Origin of the sequence: Flammeovirga sp. EKP202 (assembly GCF_014534745.1) — a bacterium.
GTDB lineage: Bacteria > Bacteroidota > Bacteroidia > Cytophagales > Flammeovirgaceae > Flammeovirga.
The window spans coordinates 1-22,545 of the sequence record NZ_JACVVP010000077.1 but is presented as its reverse complement, the minus strand read 5'-3'; the positions used below and the strand labels follow the sequence as shown (position 1 = coordinate 22,545).

Annotated in this window: 18 protein-coding genes; 8 read left to right on the top strand and 10 right to left on the bottom strand. The window is 34.1% G+C overall.

Translation table 11 applies throughout. From position 1 onward, the window contains the following. Positions 1–211 precede the first annotated feature (211 nt). Complete coding sequence (locus IC221_RS27405; protein WP_367397792.1) at positions 212–1,603, top strand: peptide MFS transporter; 1,392 nt, start codon at positions 212–214, stop codon at positions 1,601–1,603. A 69-nt stretch (positions 1,604–1,672) separates the two neighbouring features. On the opposite strand, the gene IC221_RS27400 is transcribed toward IC221_RS27405, so the two are convergent. The 5 genes from IC221_RS27400 to IC221_RS29675 form a co-directional block, all read right to left on the bottom strand. After that, positions 1,673–2,419, bottom strand: a complete 747-nt coding sequence (locus IC221_RS27400; RefSeq protein WP_188172001.1) for a hypothetical protein — start codon at positions 2,417–2,419, stop codon at positions 1,673–1,675. A gap of 230 nt (positions 2,420–2,649) precedes the next feature. After that, positions 2,650–3,399, bottom strand: coding sequence for a hypothetical protein (locus IC221_RS27395; RefSeq protein WP_188172000.1), 750 nt, complete (start codon positions 3,397–3,399; stop codon positions 2,650–2,652). A gap of 179 nt (positions 3,400–3,578) precedes the next feature. Beyond that, positions 3,579–4,631 carry an o-succinylbenzoate synthase gene (locus IC221_RS27390; protein ID WP_188171999.1) on the bottom strand — a complete coding sequence of 351 codons (1,053 nt, stop codon included), beginning with the start codon at positions 4,629–4,631 and terminating at the stop codon, positions 3,579–3,581. A 2-nt stretch (positions 4,632–4,633) separates the two neighbouring features. Further along, positions 4,634–6,049 (bottom strand): SPOR domain-containing protein, encoded by a 1,416-nt coding sequence (locus IC221_RS27385; RefSeq protein ID WP_188171998.1) that lies wholly within the window; start codon positions 6,047–6,049, stop codon positions 4,634–4,636. Positions 6,050–6,111: 62 nt separating this feature from the next. Beyond that, the gene (locus IC221_RS29675) at positions 6,112–8,103 is read right to left on the bottom strand and encodes a peptidylprolyl isomerase (protein WP_223241514.1); all 1,992 of its coding nucleotides are present in this window, start codon (positions 8,101–8,103) and stop codon (positions 6,112–6,114) included. Between the two features lie 66 nt (positions 8,104–8,169). On the opposite strand from IC221_RS29675, the gene IC221_RS27375 reads away from it, so the two are divergent. The 4 genes from IC221_RS27375 to deoD all read left to right on the top strand — a co-directional run bounded on the left by IC221_RS27375 (position 8,170) and on the right by deoD (position 12,247). Next, a complete protein-coding gene (locus IC221_RS27375; protein ID WP_188171997.1) occupies positions 8,170–9,474 on the top strand; it encodes a thymidine phosphorylase in 1,305 nt (434 codons plus the stop codon). A gap of 213 nt (positions 9,475–9,687) precedes the next feature. After that, entirely contained in the window at positions 9,688–10,353 is a 666-nt protein-coding gene (deoC, locus tag IC221_RS27370; protein ID WP_188171996.1) for a deoxyribose-phosphate aldolase, read from the top strand. 18 nt (positions 10,354–10,371) lie between these two features. Then, complete coding sequence (locus tag IC221_RS27365) at positions 10,372–11,517, top strand: phosphopentomutase (protein ID WP_188171995.1); 1,146 nt, start codon at positions 10,372–10,374, stop codon at positions 11,515–11,517. Between the two features lie 19 nt (positions 11,518–11,536). After that, on the top strand, positions 11,537–12,247 hold the full coding sequence (gene deoD / locus IC221_RS27360) for a purine-nucleoside phosphorylase (RefSeq protein ID WP_044200603.1): 711 nt from the start codon (positions 11,537–11,539) through the stop codon (positions 12,245–12,247). Between the two features lie 79 nt (positions 12,248–12,326). Here deoD and IC221_RS27355 read toward each other — a convergent pair whose 3' ends face one another. Both IC221_RS27355 and IC221_RS27350 read right to left on the bottom strand, forming a co-directional pair. Continuing rightward, positions 12,327–14,369, bottom strand: a complete 2,043-nt coding sequence (locus IC221_RS27355; protein WP_188171994.1) for a hypothetical protein — start codon at positions 14,367–14,369, stop codon at positions 12,327–12,329. A gap of 127 nt (positions 14,370–14,496) precedes the next feature. After that, positions 14,497–16,143 (bottom strand): GMC oxidoreductase, encoded by a 1,647-nt coding sequence (locus IC221_RS27350; protein ID WP_188171993.1) that lies wholly within the window; start codon positions 16,141–16,143, stop codon positions 14,497–14,499. A 235-nt stretch (positions 16,144–16,378) separates the two neighbouring features. Between IC221_RS27350 and IC221_RS27345 the strand changes: the two genes are divergently transcribed. Both IC221_RS27345 and IC221_RS27340 read left to right on the top strand, forming a co-directional pair. Then, the gene (locus tag IC221_RS27345; protein WP_188171992.1) at positions 16,379–17,599 is read left to right on the top strand and encodes a DUF445 domain-containing protein; all 1,221 of its coding nucleotides are present in this window, start codon (positions 16,379–16,381) and stop codon (positions 17,597–17,599) included. A gap of 93 nt (positions 17,600–17,692) precedes the next feature. Next, positions 17,693–18,391 carry an MORN repeat-containing protein gene (locus tag IC221_RS27340; protein WP_188171991.1) on the top strand — a complete coding sequence of 233 codons (699 nt, stop codon included), beginning with the start codon at positions 17,693–17,695 and terminating at the stop codon, positions 18,389–18,391. Positions 18,392–18,476: 85 nt separating this feature from the next. Here the strand turns inward: IC221_RS27340 and IC221_RS27335 are convergent, their stop codons facing one another. The 3 genes from IC221_RS27335 to IC221_RS27325 all read right to left on the bottom strand — a co-directional run bounded on the left by IC221_RS27335 (position 18,477) and on the right by IC221_RS27325 (position 21,370). Beyond that, positions 18,477–19,550 carry a glycosyl hydrolase 53 family protein gene (locus IC221_RS27335; protein ID WP_188171990.1) on the bottom strand — a complete coding sequence of 358 codons (1,074 nt, stop codon included), beginning with the start codon at positions 19,548–19,550 and terminating at the stop codon, positions 18,477–18,479. A gap of 89 nt (positions 19,551–19,639) precedes the next feature. Beyond that, positions 19,640–20,488 carry a bifunctional methionine sulfoxide reductase B/A protein gene (locus tag IC221_RS27330; protein WP_188171989.1) on the bottom strand — a complete coding sequence of 283 codons (849 nt, stop codon included), beginning with the start codon at positions 20,486–20,488 and terminating at the stop codon, positions 19,640–19,642. Between the two features lie 219 nt (positions 20,489–20,707). Beyond that, positions 20,708–21,370, bottom strand: a complete 663-nt coding sequence (locus IC221_RS27325; RefSeq protein WP_188171988.1) for an aspartate kinase — start codon at positions 21,368–21,370, stop codon at positions 20,708–20,710. A 155-nt stretch (positions 21,371–21,525) separates the two neighbouring features. On the opposite strand from IC221_RS27325, the gene dapA reads away from it, so the two are divergent. Then, positions 21,526–22,449 carry a 4-hydroxy-tetrahydrodipicolinate synthase gene (dapA, locus tag IC221_RS27320; RefSeq protein ID WP_188171987.1) on the top strand — a complete coding sequence of 308 codons (924 nt, stop codon included), beginning with the start codon at positions 21,526–21,528 and terminating at the stop codon, positions 22,447–22,449. Positions 22,450–22,545 lie beyond the last annotated feature (96 nt).

The window sequence follows — 22,545 nt, the reverse complement described above, 5'->3', positions numbered from 1 at the left end:
AAAATTAATACTTATTGGAAAGATAATACAAAAAAATGAGTGTTTTTATGCTAAATATCAACTTTTTCTTTCTAGAATATTTTGCATATTTGTGGATTAAACATTTAAACGTAAAAAAAGACTTAATGATTAATATGTTTTTAAAACTTCGACTTCCATCGGAGATTTTTTACGTCTAAAATAAATTTATTACTAACCAAAATTTAAAATAGTGAATAAGGCAACTTCAACAGGCCACCCTAAAGGACTTTATCTTCTTTTCACAGTTGAAATGTGGGAAAGATTCAGTTACTATGGAATGAGAGCCATCTTCGTCCTTTACATGACGAAAGCTTTACTTTTATCAGCAGAAAACGCTGGTAACATTTACGGTATTTACACTTCATTGGTTTATGCTACACCACTTTTAGGTGGCTATATCGCAGATAGATTCTGGGGTAATAGAAGATCTATTATTGTAGGTGGTACTATGATGGCAATCGCTCAGTTTTTGATGTACTTCAGTGCTGCTAGTTATGAAAATACTGCTACAGCTATTCCGATCATGTACTCAGCACTTGCACTATTAATTTTTGGTAATGGTTTCTTCAAACCAAATATTTCTTCAATGGTGGGTTCGCTTTATCCGAAAGGCGATCAAAGAATTGATTCTGCATTTACCATTTTCTACATGGGTATTAACCTTGGTGCTTTAATTGCTCCTTTGGTTTGTGGTTACTTAGGTGATACAGGAATTGCCGCTGACTTCAAATATGGTTTCTTAGCAGCAGGTATCGGTATGGTTATCGGTACAATCATTTTCTATCTTCTTAAAGACAAGTATATCGTAGATCCAGAAGGAAATGCTATTGGTATGCCTGTAAAGAAAAAGGATGCTACAGCTTCAGGTACTTCAAGCGAACAAGATGCTCCATTGACTAAAGTGGAAAAAGATAGAATAGCAGTTATCTTTATCATTACAACTTTCGTAATCGCATTCTGGGCTGCTTTTGAACAAGCAGGTGCTTCATTAACGATCTTTGCAGATAAAAACACAAACAGAGAGATTTTTGGTTACTTAATGCCAGCGTCTTATTTCCAATCTGTTAACCCTATTTTTATTGTAATTTTTGCACCAGTATTCGCAAAAATCTGGGAATTCTTAAGTGGAAAAAATATGGAGCCATCTTCTCCTTTGAAAATGGTATTTGGTCTTGGTTTAGTTGCCATTGGTTACTTTGTTATCGCTATGGGTGTTGACGGTGTAGCTGCAGATCAAAAAGTATCTATGTTCTGGTTGATCGGCATGTACTTCTTACACACTTGTGGTGAATTGGCATTATCTCCTGTAGGTCTATCAGTAGTGAATAAATTAGCTCCAGCTAAGTTTGCTTCTATCATGATGGCGGTATTCTTCCTTTCATCAGTTGGAGGAAACTATGCGGCAGGTTTCTTTACTAGATTTATTCCTGAGCCAGGTGTGACAAAGACATTCTTAGGTATCTATGAGATCGACACATTATATTCTTTCTTTATGCTATTTGTAATCATTACAGGTGCAACAAGTGTGTTGTTGTTTGTACTACATAAGCAAATTGAAAAAATGATGCATGGTATTAAATAATAACTCCATCACATAAAAAAGGAGCTATTTTCTAAGATGAGAATAGCTCCTTTTTTATATTATATCAAACTATTTTTTCGCAATAATCTCCTGCGTTCGTTGTTCATGATCTTCAATCAATACATCGTACGTATTGATAGGCATATGACGATTAAACTGAATCTTATTTTGAACGGCAAGCATTTCATAATTACCTGACTTAATATAGAAATGTAATCCATTATCCTCATTACATTCCTGAACCTCACTGCATTTTTTATTGAGGTAACCTACAAAATCATACCTTTGCGTTTTTTCATTTTTCACGAAGACAAAGAAACCTTGTTTTTCAACTTTCTTTTCTGAACTAAAAAAGGTCATTTTCCCCGCTTTTTCAACGGCTTCTAGAGGAACACTTTTTTCATTGCTTTCTTCTTTAAAAATTACGGTATGATTGTATGCCGTAAATACTTCTGTCAAATTATTATTGACATTAAAAATTACCTTCTTAAATACGGCCTTACCTTTTTTAACTGAACAATGGGCATAAACTGTTTGTGCATATTGGTAATCTTCATAAAATACTTTATGAACTTCTCCATCTTTCACGAATACTTTTGCATTCACTACTTCATCTTTAAAATCTGAAAGAAAACCGGATTCAGAAGGCATAATAATCCAGACTTTATGCCATCCTTCTTGAGGACTTGGCAGTTTGTTACTGTTCTCTTTGTAATATTTTTTCAGCTCTTTCTGGGTAGTGAAATTTTGAGCATTCAATAATTGTACAGCCCCTATGATAAAGGCTATTAAAAGTGAAATTCTTGAGTGATACATGATAGTAAAATTAGGTTTATACAAATATCACTATTTTAAGATGAACACAAACACTGAATTTATGTCCTTTATTACTCTTGTAAGGTATAATGAAGATATCAAAAAAAAGAGCCTATTTCATCAATCCTTTCCTCCTTGAAAGTCAGAATTTAATAATAGGCTCATTAAACATATCACTATGATAGTTTAGTGTTAATACATTGATGTGTTGTTGAAATAAATGAAAAGTACTAATTTTCTTTTGCTGTTGTGAGCTCAATAGTTTCAGTATGCTCACTATCTACTGTTATAGAATATTTTTGTGTAGGCATTTGTCTATTAAACAAAATTCTATCTTGTACCGAAATAATATCGTACTCCTTACTATCTAGTTGTAATTGTAAGCTATTTTCTGGAGTACAATTCGTTGCATTTTTACATTTCTTATTGACGAATCCCAAGAAATCATAATCATTTGTTTTTGTATTCATGACAAAAACATAAAAACCATGCTTTTCAATTTTGTTCTCTTTTGAAAAGAAAGTGATTTCACCTACTTTTTCAATTTCTTTTAGCGGAGATGCTACTACAGAAGTCTTCGGTTTAAAAATAACTGTATGTGTATAAGCTGTATATACTTCCGTGAGATTATCATTTATATCTAAGATTACTTTTTGAAAAGTAGCTTTACCTTTTTTCATAGCTCCTAGAGCGTAAACATACCTCCCGTAACTATCATCATGGTAATACACCTGTTTAATAGTTCCATCTTCTACGAAAATTCTCGCATTGACAACTTCTCCTTTGAGGTTAGTAATAAATTCATTTTCGCTAGGTAATATTACCCATGCTTCATTCCATCCATCCTTTGGATTTTTAAATTCCTTAATATTCTCTTTGTGATATTGTTTCAATTCTTTTGCTGATGAAAAGTCTTGAGCAACTAGTTGTTTTGCTCCCAATAGAAATAAAACTATTAAGAACAGTCTTGAGTAAAACATTTTAATACATAGTTAAGTCACCTGCTACCTTGAGTAAAAGAAAAGTTTGAATAGCAGTAAGAAAGCAATTTAATTTATACTGCAAAGTAAAGGATAACATTCAAAGAGGTATCAACCCTTTGGTTCACTGTAATAAAATGTCATTTATAATTACAACAATTGTATTTATTGTTATAGATTTAACTTATTTCCCACCCTTTATTTTTATCATAATAGAGTGTACCGTCACTAACTGTAAGAGGCGATTCATAGTTGTTATGGTATAGTTGTCCAGTCCCTAAGCCGTGAGGTTTATCAACTACATAATTCGCTGTAAATTGTGCAATAGCATTTAATCCAACGTTAGATTCTAATGCAGAAGTCATCCACCATGGTATATTGAGTGACTCAGCGTAATAAATCCACTCTTGTGATGCCTCCAAACCTCCAACCAAAGCAGGCTTTAAAATGATATATTGCGGTTGGATTACTTTTAATAAATCAAATTGAGCGTCTTTTTTAACTCCTATCAGCTCTTCATCCAAGGCAATAGGAATAGGTGTCTTTTCACACAAATTGGCCATTTCTTCTACTTGCCCTGCCCATATAGGTTGTTCAATGGAATGCAGGTCAAATTCAGACAATCGGTTTAACTTCTCAAGTGCTTCTTCAACTTTAAAAGCACCATTAGCATCTACTCTTAATGTAATTTTATCGGATGAAAACTCTTGTCTGATGTATTTCAACAAGTCCAGCTCATCTTGGAAATTCAATGCACCCACTTTGATTTTGATGCAATCAAAACCCATTTGAAGTTTCTTATCAATCTGTTCCTTCATAAAAGATTTGTCGCCCATCCAAACTAAACCATTAATTGGAATGGGAGTACCTTCTACAAAACTATTTTGATAGATGACTTTTTTTCCTCCATTTTGAAGATCCAATAAGGCGGTTTCTAACCCAAAATAAATACTAGGATATATTTCTCGATCTACAAAATCACCTAAAGATTCTAATGTCTCTAAAGAAGTGTTACACAAATGAAGCACTGCTTTTAAACGCTCCTCATAATCTGGGAAAGCATCAATACTCAAACCTTTTAAAATATTACATTCACCCCACCCCACTACATCAGGTTGTGCCGAATGATATACTTTTATAAGAAAACAGTCTTTAGCATCAATAGCACCTCTGGACGTTTTCGCAGGAAAATTAAATCTTAATTCTCTTTTAATATATTCGAATTTCAACATTCTTAAAGAACATTATTAGGTTCACTCAATTGGAAATCATCCCCTAAACGTAATGAGGAAAGTTTATTGATTAATTCAGCATCAGAATAAAATCCATCTCTGTAATTAGATACTTTACCGATCAGTCTATCATTTTGGAAAATAATGGACTCTGCCATATAAGCAATACGTCTAGTCTCTGGGTTACGTCTTCTTATTTTATAGATAAAAGCATCACGACTTCCCACTAAAAACTTTTCAACCTTACTATCATTGATATAAGTCGAATACCTTTTCTTAAAAATACGGTCTGTCACGGATTGATCATTGAAGTTTTCAAACTGATAAACAATAGTTCCTTTGGCAGAATCATTGAATAAGAAATCTGCATTTGTCTCTTTCACTTCCAAAAGTGCTGTTTTTCCTCTTAAGCTTTTCTTCGTTTCGAATTTAAAAGCGACTAATCGCTCTGTAGAACCTACATTATCAGGCAAAGCACCTAATATTCTTCCAATTGAATGATAGTTCTCAATCGATTTATCTTCTCCAATCTTAGAAGCCAATCCTTTTAAAAGGTTGATATCATTATTGGTGGATTGAAACAATGCAATTAAAAGTCCTGAACCACTTTCTTGCACTAGGTATGATTTTAATTCTTTAGGGTTAATTGTGACTGCATAACCTTTCATATCCCAATTATTATTACTTTCATAGAAATCCATTTTCTGGATATTGTATTTCCTTGAAGTCATAATCTTCTCTGCAATCATTTTAGCAACCTCTTCTCCCATTTTATGTTTCTCATGAAGTTTAATGATATGAACTACCACCTCATCTTTATACACAGGATCAAGGTAACGTGCTTCGGCAATTTCCTCTACATTTTTATTGAACATCTTGATTGAAAGACCACGAGGTAAATCAAACTCAATATTCTTACTGATTTTATTATGTCTATGGCTGATGTCATTATAATAATGTAGCGACTTTACATCAGTCAATACATGACTCGAAGAAAAGGGTAATTGAGCGATGAGATCAAGACTTGGCCAAGTGACAGGATAGTTTTCTATATCTCCATCATCTTTAACCGGGTATAACTCTTTTGCAATCTTATTGTAATTTTGGATTTCAAGGCCCGTTAAACGGAAATCATCTTCAATATTCATCTTCAAGGATAAAATATCTTCTAGTGATTTTTCTGTACCCGCCATAATATGGAACCACTTCCCATTTTCAGAGGAATTTTGAGTGATCATATACGGTTTTATTCCTAGATCTTTAATTCTATCAAATGCTCTTTCAGCATCATCATATTCTCTAAAAGAGGATATTTTGATAGAGAAAGGTTTTTCTTCATCAAATTGCTCTACGCTACAGCTGAAAAAAGTTAATGAACTGATTAGTAGAATAAAAAAATAGCTAAACCTATACTTCATTTGTCTGTAAATTATCTAGTGGAATATATACACATTGGTAAATTTATCATTTTTAGCTGATATTATTGTACCTCAGCGAGATTATCTTTTATTAAGTTGACCTTAACAATCTGATCGCCATACTCTAAAGCTTTCATTACTTCCATTCCATCCACTACTTCAGCAAATATGGTGTAACGACCGTCTAAATGATGTGTGGGCACTTCAGTAATAAAAAATTGGCATGACTCTGTATCTTTTCCAGCGGATGCAATACCCAATGATCCCACTTTGTATTCCAAATAAGAAAATTCTGATGGAATAGTACTTTCTAATCCTCCAAATCCATCTCCTCCCGGATCTCCACCTTGAGCGACAAAATTTGGAATGACACGATGGAAATAGAGACTATCATAAAACTTCTGATCTACCAACTCCACAAACATTGCCACTGTAGCAGGAGCTTCTTCCACCTTTAATTGAACAGTAATATCACCTTTAGAAGTAGATAAAACAGCATTTTGATTTTGTTTAATATTTTGAATCATCTCCCAATTCACTCCTTTATTCTCCTTAGGAATACTTGAAAGCTTATAATCATAACCTTGAATTTTAGCGATTGTCTTTTCCAGTTCAATGTATCCCTCAATTTGTAAAGGTAACTGTAGACCTTTTTTTACACTATCAATTAATGCTACAGGAGGAAAAGCGGATTGAAGTGATTCATTGTTTTGCATAAAAGCACCTATTGTATAGAGCTGTCCTACATCTTTGGTTCTCAATGCACCTGTCAAAATTTGACTTAACTGTTCAGCATCCGATTTCTTTAGATGCTTTTTTCCATCATAATGATGTGTCAATAATTCAATCGCTTTTGTTTTCAAAGGCTTTTCGATGGTACTGTTCCAAACTTTATAAACAAAAGGTTTCCCAAAATTAGACTCATTCATCGCTTCTAAGAGTAAGCACTTTTCATACACGGAAGTACTATTTTCAAAAAGGCCTTTGGTGTACTCAAAAACATTCTTTTGCTTTTTTCTCTCATGCATGACGGCCTTCAAGGTCAATGCTTTTGTATTTTTATTCTCAATCCCTTGAGCTACTTTGTACAAGTCTCCTGATGTCTTCCACCCCAACTTACCATACAAAACTTTAGCAGCACTGCTAGAAACTTTGGAGTTTTTATGGTTTAAAAACGGAATTACTTCCTCTACCACACCATTATACTTCACCTTTTTTGTTGCATTAATGGCATTGACCAAAACAGAAGGGTCTTTCTCGTTGTGTAATATTTTCTTCAAAGCCGCAACACTTCCATTACCTTTTGAAAAAACACCTATAGCGTAAGTAAAATTCGCTCTCACCAGTGCTGATGAATCTTCTCTTGCTTGAGAAAAAATAGTGTAATTAAAAGCTTCAACCATTTGCTTAGAATCCATACGACTAAAATAAGCACTGCACCATTCTCTGGTTTCAGTATCACTTGTAGTATTAAAAATTCTCATAACCTGATTGGCCGCATCGAAAGACTGAATCCCTTTCCTGGTCAAAGCTCGGTATAACCCTTTCACAATACCTCTTTTCACCAATTCATCATTTGTATTGAAATGGGACATCACATATACCGCCCTGTCATTGGCACATTCTCCAAGTGTTTCAAAAAGGATCTCTAAACCTCTGCTTTTTTCCTCATAATTAATGATCAACTCAATCAGTGTGTCATTTAATCGAGGATCACCGATTTGACCAATGGCAAAATCAGCAGCTAACTTCACTTCTAAAGGATATTCCCCAAGAATGATTTCTTTACAAGAGGCTAATGCTATCGTATCTTGAACAGACCCCAAAGCAGTAAGTATTTCTATTTTGTATTGATTAGAAACTTGAGGTAACAATTTGATCAGATCTGTGGCATTTCTTTGGTCTCTTAAATCATAAATTGCACGAATTTGCTTATCTTCAAACTTATTATCAAAGTGAATTATTTTTTCTTCCTGATGGTTCTCATTTTGTGTACAACTTAAAATTGTAAGATTAAATACAATTAAGTGAAAAAGTAATATTTGCTTTGTCATATACATAAATCAATTTATTACTAATAAATTAACCAAAATAAAGTTTGATATCAAAATAAGAATTGAATGAGAGCAGTAGATATCATTATTAAAAAAAGAGATGGAGTTCTCTTATCAGATCAAGAACTACAGGATTTTCTATCTAGCTATTTAGACGGAAAAGTAACCGACTATCAAATGTCCGCTTTTTTGATGGCCGTGTATCTTAATGGACTTTCTGAAGGGGAGTTAAAAACCCTCACAAAGACCATGAGAGAATCAGGTCAACTCATAGAATTAGAAGGAGTTACACGCTTTTTAATTGACAAGCATAGTACGGGTGGTGTAGGTGATAAAACTTCAATCGCATTAGCTCCTCTTCTTGCTACTTTCGGTATTGGAACCGCTAAAATGTCTGGTAAAGGTTTAGGACACACAGGTGGTACGTTGGATAAATTCCAAGCTATACCAGGATTTGCCTTTCCTGACTCTGAACAAGCCATGGTGAAGACCATTGAGAGAACAGGTGTTGGCATTATGGGTCAAACGGATAACATTGTGCCTTTGGATAAAAAACTGTATGCACTACGTGATGTAACAGGAACTGTAAGTAGTTTACCGTTAATTGCATCCAGCATTATGAGTAAGAAATTGGCCGTAAGAAGTGATGGAATTATACTTGATGTAAAAGTAGGTGATGGTGCCTTCATGAAAACGCTTGAGGATGCTCAAAAATTAGCGAATATTATGAAAAATATTGGCGAAATGTTCGGTAGAACTGTAAAAGTGGTATTGAGTGGTATGGAGCAACCGTTGGGCAATGCTGTCGGAAACGGCTTAGAAGTTTATGAAGCAATTCAATCATTGAAAGGTGAAGGTCCAAAAGATTTTGAAGAATTAATCACGACCATCACTGGTCAAGCATTAGTTCAAAAAGGTGATGTTAAAACCATCGAAGAAGGAATTGTACTTGCTGAAGAGAAATTGAAAACAGGTGAAGCAGTCCATGTATTAAGAGATTTTGTAGCCGATTGCGGAGGTGATGCTTCTTATATCGAAAACCCTGAAAAATTCCTTACAGCTCCTCATCAATTGGAATTAAAAGCAAAAGAAGCGGGTTGCATTTCGGAATTGATGGCTGAAAAAGTAGGAATTGCAGCTATGATGTTAGGTGCGGGTAGAGAAACAAAAGAAGATACCATAGATCATGCAGTCGGTATTGTATTGAACAAGAAAATTGGTGATCAGGTTTTTGAAGGAGATTCACTTGCTACGCTTCATTACAGAGAAGAAAATCAAAAACTGACAGAAGCTGTTTCTCTTTTAGAAAGTGCTTATAAGTTTTCAACTGAATCCATTCAAAAGCCAAATATCATTCTTGATATTCAATAAATTTTGACTTTTGAACACATGTTATTGTATTATATTGATTAAGATTCTTAATAAGTATGAAACAGGAATAATTATAAGTTCAAGGACCATAAATAATACAACCATATTATTAATTTGCAAAGTTTGAATACTAGAACATAAATATTAATCTATATTTCACCGTTAACTACTGTCCTAGTATTGAGCTTGCATATAAACACTAAATAATTTCTTATGAGTATTGCAAAATATATTGACCACACATTGTTAGCAGCAAATGCTACACAAGACCAAATCGTTCAACTTTGTAAAGAAGCAAAGGAACATCACTTTTTCTCTGTTTGTGTTAATTCTGGTTATGTACCGTTAGCCAAAAAAGAAACTGAAGGTTCTGATGTGGCTGTATGTTCTGTTGTTGGTTTCCCTTTGGGTCAAATGGACACTGCATCCAAAATTTTTGAAACAAAAACAGCTATCGAAAACGGTGCTGATGAAATAGATATGGTCATTAACGTTGGTAAAATGTTAGATGGTGACCACGAATATGTACAAAATGAAATCAGCGAATTAAAGAAAGTTGTTGGAGATAGAGTATTAAAAGTAATCATTGAGACATGTTACTTATCTAAAGAGCAAATTGCTGAAGCTTCTAAACTTTCTATTAACGCTAATGCTGACTTTGTGAAAACTTCTACTGGTTTTGGAACAGGTGGAGCAACTTACGAAGATATTCAAATCATGAAAGATGCTGTAGCAGGAAATGCTCAACTAAAAGCTTCAGGTGGTGTTCGTGATTATGAAACGGCTCAAAAATATATTGACATGGGTGTTACTCGTTTGGGTACATCTAGCGGAATTAAAATTATTTCAGGTGGTACTGCCGACGAAGGTAGCTACTAATAAATAACTACTATTACTATGGTAAAAAGAGTTGCCTTAATCGTTTTAGATAGTGTAGGCATCGGTTTTAGTGCCGACGCTGACGAATACGGTGATAGAGGTGCAAATACACTTGGCCACATTGCTGACAGTGCCGGTTTGGACATTCCAAATATGCATGAAATGGGCCTAGGAAATATTGCTCCTTTGTATGGTCTTCCTCCAATGGGAACTACTTCTGCTGCTTATGGTAAAGCGAAAGAAGTTTCTAAAGGAAAAGATACCACTACAGGTCACTGGGAAATTGCTGGACAAATTCTAGCAGAGCCTTTCCCTACTTACCCAAATGGTTTCCCTGCCGATATCATGGAAGCTTTTGAGAAAGCTACAGGAAAAGGAACTATCGGTAATAAAGTAGCTTCAGGGACTGCTATCATCAATGAATTAGGTGATGAGCATGTAGCTTCTGGAAAACTGATTATTTATACTTCTGCAGATTCTGTATTCCAAATTGCAGCACATGAGGAGGTTGTTCCATTGGAAGATCTATATAAATATTGTAAGATCGCTCGTGAACAACTGAATGTTGGTCGTGTGATCGCAAGACCTTTTGTTGGAAGTAATGGAAATTACGAACGTACTTCAAACCGTCACGACTATTCTTTAGAGCCTTCGGATAACATGCTTACAAGAATAGTAGCGGCTGGAAAAGATAGTATCGGTGTCGGTAAAATCTTTGACATCTATGCTGGGAAAGGATTTACAGAACACACTTACACAAAAAGTAATGCGGAAGGAATTGATAAAACCATCGAATTCTTAAAGCAAGACAATGAAGGTTTGATCTTCACTAACCTGGTAGATTTTGATATGCTTTTTGGGCATAGAAGAGATCTTATCGGTTACAGAGATGCATTGGAATATTTCGATCAAAGATTACCTGAAATCACGGCGGCAATGAATGATGATGATTTATTAATCATCACTGCCGATCACGGTAACGACCCTATTTTCAAGGGAACTGATCATACAAGAGAACATATTCCAATCCTTATTTATGGTAAAAAAGTAAAACCTGTCAATATTGGTTTCCGCTCTAGTTTCGCAGATATCGGAACGACAATTGAGGATGTTTTACTTGGAGAAACTACAGCAAATGGTAGTTTCGCTTCAATGATTTTATAATCAAAAAAATTAGAAAAAAATGAGTATTCATATTGGTGCAAAACCTGGAGATATAGCAGAAGTAGTTTTAATGCCTGGCGATCCGCTTCGTGCAAAATTCATCGCTGAAAACTACTTAGAAAACCCTGTACAATACAACAACGTTCGTGGAATGTTGGGTTACACAGGTACTTACAAAGGTCATAAAATTTCAGTTCAAGGTTCAGGTATGGGTATCCCTTCTATCGGGATCTATGCACACGAATTAGTGACTGAATTTGGTGTAAGAAAATTAATCCGTGTAGGAAGCTGTGGTTCAATGCAACCGCACATCAAACCAAGAGATTTAGTATTTGCGATGTCTGCTTCTACTGATTCCTCTTTCAACCAAAACCGTTTTGGTGGTAAAGACTACTCTCCTGCAGCTGATTTTGATATGATTGCAAAAGCCAATCAAGTAGCAAAAGAGAAAGGTATTACACCATTCAACGGAAACGTATTATCATCAGATACTTTCTATGGTGACGATGCTGATGAGTGGAAAAAATGGGCAAAGTATGGTGTTTTAGCTGTTGAAATGGAAACAACTGCTCTTTACACTATCGCCGCTCAATTCAACGCTCACGCTTTAACGATCCTTACTGTAAGTGATAGCTTAGTGACAGGTGAAGAGTTAAGTTCTGACGATCGTCAAAATACTTTTACAGATATGATGGAGATTGCTTTGGAAACTGCAATTGATGGTTTATAAGAATCGCATTTTGTAGCACAAAAAAAGAGGTAAAAGTTGAATGGCTTTTACCTCTTTTTTATAGCTCACATTATCAATATTAGAAAGTTGGATTCGTCATATGCATGTGATTTATCATACTTTGATTCTTCATACGTGTCCGTTCAGTATTCATCATTTGTTGATGAAATAATAAGTAATTATCATGACCTCTATCCATATGTACCTGTCGATTAGTCTTACTTCTCCTCAATTGACAAGCATCAAATTTTAATGTAAAATGATATTCAGTATTCAGTTTCACTATATCATCTTCTGAAATGGGTGGTAATTTCATTTTCAATAATAATGGTAAGTTTTTCTCGAATACCCTATCAAAATCCTCATTGACATTCCCTTTATATTTAACATCTTCCACTTTGCCTTTATTTGAAACTAAAATGGTTAAATAAAGCGAACCCGAGATTTGTTTACCTAATGATTCATCTAGCCCTTCGAATGAAAACTTTTTATTTAAAGCTTTCTTTAATTTTTCTTTAGTCGTATTGTTTTCTGACTCAACAAATTTGGATGAAAATAGATAGGTAACATCTTCATTATTTGTACTTCTTATTACCTGTTTAAAGGTTTTCCCCATAAACGAAAAAGTATAATTCACACCTGACTGAGGGTCTTGGAAACTGATAGAATTATTGACAACCTTCTCTTCCGTTCCATCCTCTCTATAAAAAGTCTGAAAATATACTTTTTTATTCTCTTTCTCTTTTGCAATGATGTATGAATAAAATTCTTGGTGAGAATTCGGATAATAAACCTTCACATTTATCAGTTTATTTGCCTTTGAAAAAGTTGCCTCATAAAAGAGATGGCCTTTTTGATACAACTTTAACTGATTCGTTTTCACACCGAAAAGCGTCGCGCTTCTTTCATATGTCACATCTGCTACTTTTTCTCCATGATCATAATAAGAAATAGAATACGTTGCACTCGTAAGGTCAGTCACCTTTCCAACATAAGCTGTTTTATAATCTACCCTTAACCATGATTTATTAAAATACAGTTCTTCACCAGAAAACTTGGTGTCTGTTATCTTTCTTAATTCCAAATAATTAAAAAACTCATCAATAGTTGAGACTTCACTAAATACATTCAAATTATCATTATCCGTTCTGAAATATTTTTTAGTATCATTTTTTAGATATTTCCTCTCAAAAGTCTTTTCTGATATTTTCATCCAATCTTTTTCACCTTTCTCTAAAACAAGCAAATTTGAACTCTTTTTAGAGACTATTTCAGCTATTATTGTTCCATCAGAATTGGTACATTTTATTTTTGCAAGTACTTTTTTAGAAAGCTTCTTGTTATCCTCAACATACCCATGAATACTTATCACAGAATCTGTATCACTCACAAAATACTTTACCTTACTCGGCTTAAGAGGTGAAGGGTAGGCTTTCATATTCTTCGAACACATCAAAACTTTATCATATTTATAATAGACATCTTCTGTTGTATTATCGTAGTAAACTACCTTTCCGGTTTTATAGTACTTATAAGTGTCACTTTTCATTAAATCATTAAATTCATTCTCTTTCAGATGCGAAGTATTTAATATTTTCTCTCGAACATTTACACTTTTCAAGTCTATCTGTTCCCAATCTTTTGTTGGTGTCTTTAAATATATTTTTTGAATAACATACCCATTTTGAGCCACATCATAATACTCTGCAAACTCTAATGAATCGTATTTCATTACATAATTCACAATCTTTTTATCCACCACAATAAATGAATCTAAAGCAACATTGAGGTGTTTGATATCTTTATTCGAAAAAAATAAATAATCTACACCAGGTTTTTCTCTGAAATAAACTTGTTTCTTATTAAGAACTAAATGGCCGTCATGACGTTTTCCATCTAATGAAGTAACACTTCCTTTTATATATTCACTTGGTATCCCCTTAAGGTATTTCTTTGGTTTGGGCAAGCTCAATGTATTAGAATGGACAGGTTTAAATGGGTTAGAGTATCCATCAAGAGGAAAACCCTGATCATCTACACCGTAACCAATCTCAACTTGAGCAAATGATGAAATGATATTGCCTAAAAAAATGACAATAGTAAACAGTAAAAAATTACGCATAATAGTCTACAAATAACAATAGTTTACAAACGATAGATGTCACTATGAAAACATACTATCTTATTGCTGTAAATATAAGCTATTTAGTCGCTAAGGGTAATAAAAAATTTAACCTAAAAAGTGGTACTTATTTTAAGATCTGTGTTCTATCCTGCGTTTTAGCGTTTACAACTGCCTTCATCTGTTCTTCCAACGAAATATTACTGTTCCCTTCTTTTTCTGGAATATGCGACATTGCATATTCACTCAATGATGTAATCGTTAAACTTGGGTTCACTCCTAAATTGCAAGGGATAATAGACCCATCTAATACATAAAGATTAGGATAGTTATGTACTTCAAATTTCTCATTTACTACTCCCTCTTCGGCATCTTTCCCCATATTACACCCTCCTAAAATATGAGCTGTCATTGGCGTATTCAACAAAATTTCAGATCCTGCATTCAATGGAATACCACTTACTTTTTTGGCATAACGATGTAAAACTTGTTGCCCGATATCAATATAGGCAGGAACAGCAAAACTATTTTTAGGGTCAAACTTTAATTTACCGCCAAATAATCCTTTGGACCATTGTAGAGTCATACTTTCTTCTAAAGATTGCATCACTAATAGAATCAAAGAATTTCTACCCCAATTTCGAATTGTGAAAGTACTTTTCAAAAACTGTACGGGTTTAGTAAAAATATTTCCGATCAACTTTGCAAACCTTACACCAGTACTAGCAGGTCCTGTCGCCAAAGCGGACATTCGTCCCATTGCTCCTGAATCATTGTTGTACTTTACAACTTCTATGTGTGTATTGTCATCAGGGTTGAAGTAAGAACTGATAGCTATACTATTATTCAGTTTTCTATCGGCATTGGAAATACCACAAAGCATCTCAGAGTTGGTTCGAATATTAAAGCCCAATTTCTTGGATAAATTTTTCAAACGACCTGTTTCAAATTTCTCTTTCAAAAGCAACTTCATAGTACCAATAACACCTGCACTCACCACTACCCCTTTGGCCTTAAGTGTTTTTCTATTTTTATTAAAAATTGAAGTACTGTTTTCGACTCCAATATTATATTCTCCGTCTATTTTTTCAATAGCCGTCACCTTCGTTTCAGGAAGTATTTTTGCCCCAAATTTTTCTGCGAAGAAAAGGTAGTTTTTCTCTAATGTATTTTTGGAATTAAATTGACAACCCAACATACAACCTGCACATTTCTGACAAGCATCCCGTTTTGGGCCTAATCCTTTAAAATAAGGGTCCACCCCATTTTCCCCTTCATAATAAACACCCACATTGACACCTCCAAAAGAATCCTCCTTTCCCATGTCTTTTGCAATCTCTTTTAAGAGATAATCTTCCTCATGAAGATCTTTAAAAGGAATCGTCCCCAACATAAACTTTGCTTTATCATAAAAAGGCTTCAATGTCGTTTTCCAATCCATATTCAAATGACTCCATGCCTTATTTTCAAAAAAATGATCTTGGGGATACATATGCGTATTGCCGTAAACATTACTTCCTCCACCAACACCAACACCACCAAGGATAAAAACTTCTTTAAAGAAAGTGAGACTTTGAGGACCAAAGCATTTTAAAATAGGAGCCCATAGGAACTTTTTAATATTCCAATCTGTCTTGGGTAGCTTCTTCTCATTGAGTCTTTTCCCCTTTTCTATCACCAATACATTATATCCTTTTTCAGCCAAACGCATAGCTGAAACACTCCCCCCGAAGCCCGATCCAATTACGATATAATCATAAACTTTATTTTCCATTGTGTTGTATATTGGTATTGAGTGTTGTGTAATTTTTAGAATAACACAAGGTAACTAACTGATAAACTGTTTGTTTTCTACTTTGTTTATTCAATTATCAAGTCAAAAATGTGGTTTAACCATTAATGACTGAATAATTCTTCATTTCTATATTTGAATATATTTAATTTTGTTCACTTATCGAAATCAGACTTTATAAAAATCTATCTTTCAAAGATTTTTATATTTTTGTGTTATGGATCTAACATTAAACGACTTCTTTTTATATATATCAATTCCTTTTATTAGTGGTTTTGTAGGGTGGTTTACAAACTGGGCTGCTATTAAGATGATGTTTTACCCCATTAAATTTATGGGAATAAAACCATTTGGTTGGCAAGGTATTATTCCTGCAAAATCAGCTAAAATTGCCTCAAAATCAGTAGACTTACTAACTGCTAAACTTATCCGCATTGAGGAGCAATTTGCAATGCTAGATCCTGATATCGTCAATATAGAAATGAAGGATTCTATTAATGCGGTTTCAAAAAAAACAGTTGACTTGGTGATGCAATCTGAAATCCCTTATATATGGGAAAAGATACCTGATGTCATCAAAGGAAAGATCTATGAAAGCATAGAACAAAGAATTCCTAAAGCCACCGAAAATGTATTGATCGACATTGGGGCCAATATTAGAGACATGCTTGATTTAAAAAAGCTCACTTTAGATACTGTTTCCTCTCGCCCATCCTTGCTGAATACCATATTTATGAAATGTGGTAAAGATGAATTTAAGTTTATCGAAAGGTCTGGATTGTATTTCGGTTTTCTTTTTGGATTAATACAAATGGTAGTCGCTTATTTTTACAACCCATGGTGGCTGCTCCCTTGCTTTGGCTTACTTGTGGGCTATGCAACCAACTGGCTTGCTCTAAAATTAATTTTTGAACCCAAAGAACCTATTCACTTTTTAGGTATGCGTTTTCAAGGACTTTTCCTGAAAAGACAAATTACTGTTGCAGAAGAGTACGCCACATTGATCACATCAGAGATTTTAACCACTGAAAGACTTTTTAGATATACCCTACAAAATACTGGAAAAAAGATCCTCTCTGATATTTTTCGAAATAGGATCGGGCAAGTTGTTGATGAAGCGTATGAAGAAGTACATGAGTTTGTATCAAAATTTGCGGACAAAGAAATTACTGAGAAGCACCTCAACATCATTAAAAATATCGCTCACTTTACATTTATGGCAGAATTCCATATCTGCCTTAGAGATGCTTTCCCTTATGCAGACCGTGTTTTTGACCTCAAAAATAATATTCAAAAGAAAATTGAAGAACTCCCATATGAGGATTTTGAAGGTCTTTTGAGGCCCGCTTTTCAAGAAGATGAATGGATCCTTATTGTTGTTGGTGCAATTTTAGGTGGATGTGCCGGAATTTCTCAATATATCTTCCTTTTTCAGTAATTCTTTGAAAATCATTACATTATATTGATTAATTGCAATTATTATATTGACATATTGTAAAATTTAGGTATAATTGTGCATTCTAAATAGATTATGAAAAGATTTTTACAGACAACATTTGTCTTAAATGCACTGCTTACCATCTCGTTAAACCTAAATGCCCAATGTATTACAGGAGACTGTAAAAACGGAGATGGGAAAATGATTTACAAAAATCAAGATACTTACGAAGGTCATTGGATCAATGGCTATCCTAATGGCAAAGGAACTTTTACTTTTGGTCAAAGTGTGTACGTGGGTGAATTCCAAAACGGCAACTTTGAAGGAAAAGGGAAGTTGACTTGGGCAAACGGAACCGTTTACCTTGGCGATTTTAAGTCCAATGCTTTACATGGCGAAGGTGTAATGTTATGGAAAAATGGAAATCGCTATGAAGGACACTTCTATCAAGACGCTATTCATGGTAAAGGTCAATTTGACTACTCTAACGGGGACCATTATCAAGGAAACTTTTATGATGGAAAAGCCGACGGTAATGGTGTTTATACCTACAAAAACGGTGATATTTATACCGGAGAGTTTAAAAAAGGGAAGAAAAGAGGTCTTGGTATTATACAATACGTCAATGGTAATGTATTTAGTGGATCTTTCAAGAAAGACTTGAAAAATGGAAAAGGTACTCTTACCACTTCAGACTCCGTAATTTTTGGATATTGGGTAAATGGAGAACTCAACAAGATCTTCGAGGAAAAGGAAATTAATCAAAAAATTGAGAGTACAAACTCTCGATAATTCTATAAACTAAATGAAACAAAAAAGGCAAGTACTCAAGAGAACTTGTCTTTTTTTGTTTTATGCTTATAACAGTATTTACGGTTTATTTAAAAGCGTCTAATACTGGTAATGCTTGGTTTTTAAAATCAAACACAGCTTGATTCTCCCAAGGTGAAGCATCTGTAGCTTCAGGACCTTTCCAAGCAATCAACTCTCCTCCCCAATAACAAAACCCGTTGGCAACTCCTTTTTGCTCACTTATTGTTTTTATTTTAGAGATGAAATTTTTCTGTCCCTCTTCAGTTGAAGGATATTCTGATGGTATAATTTGATCGTCAGAACCTATAATATTGTTTGTCCAATCATTCCATTCCAAAGTAAAAGGATAGGCTGTTTCTGCCACTAATACCTCTTTTTGATATTTTTCCGACAGAGCCTTTATCGTGTTTTCTAAATCAGCTAATGATTTACCATGCCATTTTGGATAATAAGACAAACCAATATAATCGTAATTCAATGATTTCATTTTATCAAAAAACCAATCCGAACCTTCATGACCTGCAAAATGCAACATGATTTTTGCATCACTTTTCACCTCACGAGTAGCTTCAATACCCGATTGTAATAATTTGAGACATTGCGTCTCATTCGAATGTAAATTACCTTCTGGGTGAAGTAATCCATTGTTAATTTCATTTCCGATTTGTATATAATCAGGTTGAATTTTCTGAACGATTTCTTTTGTATATTGATATACAGTAGTATTTAATTCCTCAAAACTTAAGTCTGCCCATGCTTTTGGTTTTTCCTGTTGACCAGGGTCGGCCCACGTATCAGAATAATGCACTGTCAACCAAATCTTGAAGCCTTTACTTCTCAATTCATTGGAAAATGTAACAACCTCATCTAATCCGGAATGATCATTTGCAGGATTAACCCACAACCGAAGTCTAACTGTATTTACACCTTGCGTTTTCAAATGATCAAGGAATTCTACTACTTCACCATCATTATTATAAAACTGATGATTGTAAGTTCTGATTTCGGGAAACCTAGAAATATCTATTCCACGAATAAATTCATCTTTATCCTCTATTGGATCTTGTTCGTTCGTTGATGATTCACAAGAAAAAAGTGAGAAGATGAAAAGTAGTATTAATAATGGAGATTTTGTCATGTTGTCTAATGGATATAATAAAACCCTAGTATCTGTTGAATACTAGGGTTCAAAAATACAGTTTAATTAAATGATTCTTCAATTAAACATTAAAACTTTTTCTTATAAATATGACAATATGGAAGCCCTGCAGTTTTCTCATAATAATCTTGGTGATATTCTTCGGCTTTCCAAAAAGTTAAATTTTCTGCGGGTGTTAGTTTTGTAACCACTTCATAACCCTTTGCTTTTAATTGAGCAATAAGAAGAATTGCCTCTTCTTTTTGCTTTTCATCCATATAAAATATCTCTGTTCGGTACTGAGTCCCTATATCCGGGCCTTGTCGATCCACTTGAGAAGGATCATGTGTTTCAAAGAATAGTTTAGTTAACGATTCAAAACTTACCCGATCTGAATCATATACTACTTTTACAGCCTCAGCATGCCCAGTAGTACCTGTACAAACCTCCTTATAAGTTGGATTATCAACTGTTCCACCAATGTATCCAACATCACAAGAAATCACACCTTTCCATCTTAAAAAATAGAATTGTGTACCCCAGAAACAACCCGAAGCAAAAATGGCAGTTTTAGGATTCTTCACTTCGTCACCTTCAAAATCCATGGACACCGAGTTAACACAATGTCTTAAATTTTTATCCGTTAAATATTCTCCTTCGAAAACATGCCCTAAATGACCATCACAATTTGAACAAAGAATTTCTACTCTCTGCCCGTCTGCATCAGGTACTCTTTTTATCGCTCCTTCTATTTCATCGTCAAAACTTGGCCATCCACAAGAGGATTCAAACTTATGTTCTGATTTAAATAAAGGTGATCCACATCTTTTGCAAGTATAGGTTCCCGGTTCAGAATGTAAATTATATTTGCCAGTATTGGGTCTTTCCGTTCCTTTATTGACAATAACCCATTCCTCAAAGGGTGTTAATTTTCTCATAGCTTGATGCTCTAGTTTTGGTGTAAAATCAAACGTCTAAGTAGCTGATCATAATTAAATATAGTTTGTAAATGTAGAATGAATTGATCTCAGGTAAGGCAAAATTTACAGTCCTAGCCATAGCTAAGACGAAAAATTTTAACGAAACTTGAGTTTAATTCAAATGCATTTAAGCTATAGTTAATTTTGAACAGGTACTTATTAATAATAATATAACTATTAATCGTTGACAAGGTTATGAAGAAGGCTAAATGTTCTGTTCACATCTCTCTTCGATAAGATTAGAGTAAATTCATTGGTTGTAGAAATCACCTCAACAATATTGATCCCTTCCCAAGCAATTTTTTTCAATAAATAATAATAGATACCAGGAACTGATGTATTGTCTTGTGGAAGCCTCATAGTCAAGGAAGCGAGATTTTCTTTTTTACTAATGATTTCTTCCCCTTCAAAGATGACGAGTAATTGATCCAGCATTTTTTTACTGGTCACAATATTGGTTTCGTAAACACCCTTTGAAGAAGCTTGGAAAACATCTTTTTCTCCTTGTATAGATCTTAATAATTCTTGCTGTTTCCCGATTAAAGAAGGTGAGTTTTTAAAAGTATAATCAACCAAGTCAGATCTTACAATTATCTCTCCCATTTTCTTCAAATAATTGAGTACCTCATGTTCAATATCCAACTTCGAAAGCTTAGGTCTCAAACGTTGAATGGCCATTACTACTCCACCAATCTGAACATCTTTCATCAATTTATCTTCTACCTCGGGCATAATCTGTCTGGCCAATCCTGTATAGTTGACAATACCATCCACAATAGCCTCTTCTAGGAACGGAGATTTGCGTACAATCTCTTCTACAGCCTCTGCAATTGTTATCATTTTCTAATATTTAAATCTTTAAAGTTATAAATATAACAACTTGTTACGAAAAGGTTTTCTTTTTATTGTAAATTTGAGCAATTAATAGATCTATTTATTTTTGTTCTCGTAAAATATAAAGAGAAACACCATCTAATTCATATAAATTTAAAAACATGGAAGCGTTTATTGGACAAGGTATTGCATTAGTGACACCATTCACATCAGAAAACACGATAGATTTTCCAGCTTTAAAGAAGCTTTTAGAGCATACTAAAGATGCGGACTATTGGGTAGTCAATGGAACTACTGCTGAAAGTGCAAATTTATCCAAGTCAGAAAAACGTGCTGTTTTAAATTTTGTAAAGTCAAACAACCCTACTGATAAGCCAATCATGTTTGGTGTTGGTAGTAATAATACTGCTGAGGTAGTGGAGCAATTAACCACTTGGGATTTATCTGGAGTTGATGCTATTTTATCGGTTTGCCCTTACTATGTGAAGCCTACGCAAGCTGGTATTATTGCTCATTATACAGCAATTGCTGACGCTTCTCCTCTACCTGTATTGTTATACAACGTTCCTGGTAGAACTGGCGTGAATATGAGTGTTGAGACAATTGTAGCACTTTCACAACACAAAAACATTTTTGGTGTGAAAGATGCCGGCGGAGACTTAGCTCAAGCAATGCGTGTGATTAGCAATACTGCTGATGATTTCCTTTATATTTCTGGAGATGATGCTCTAACAGTACCAATCCTTGGTGTTGGTGGTAATGGTGTTATTACTGTATTAGGTAACGTTTTACCTCAAGAGTTTGGTTCAACAGTGAAGAATGCATTAAATGGTGATGTAAAACTAGCAACGAAACAAATGTCTGAGATGTTAGATTTCACTGATGCATTATTTGAAGAAGGCAACCCTGTTGGAATCAAGTTAGCATTAGAAATCGCTGGAATCTGCGGTAAGAGAGTTAGACTACCATTAGTGGAAGGTTCTGAGGAATTAGAACAAAAACTTTCATCGATGTACGAAGCAATCAAAATTTCAAGTAGAAAATCTATTTTTGTATCCAACTTCGATGCAAAATATGCGATATAAATTGCTAGTTCAATACTAGTAACTGATCTTTCGCTCTCTTAAAATTTGCGAATAGTTAAAATATTAATAAGTAGATGCTAAATTAAGTTGTTCTCA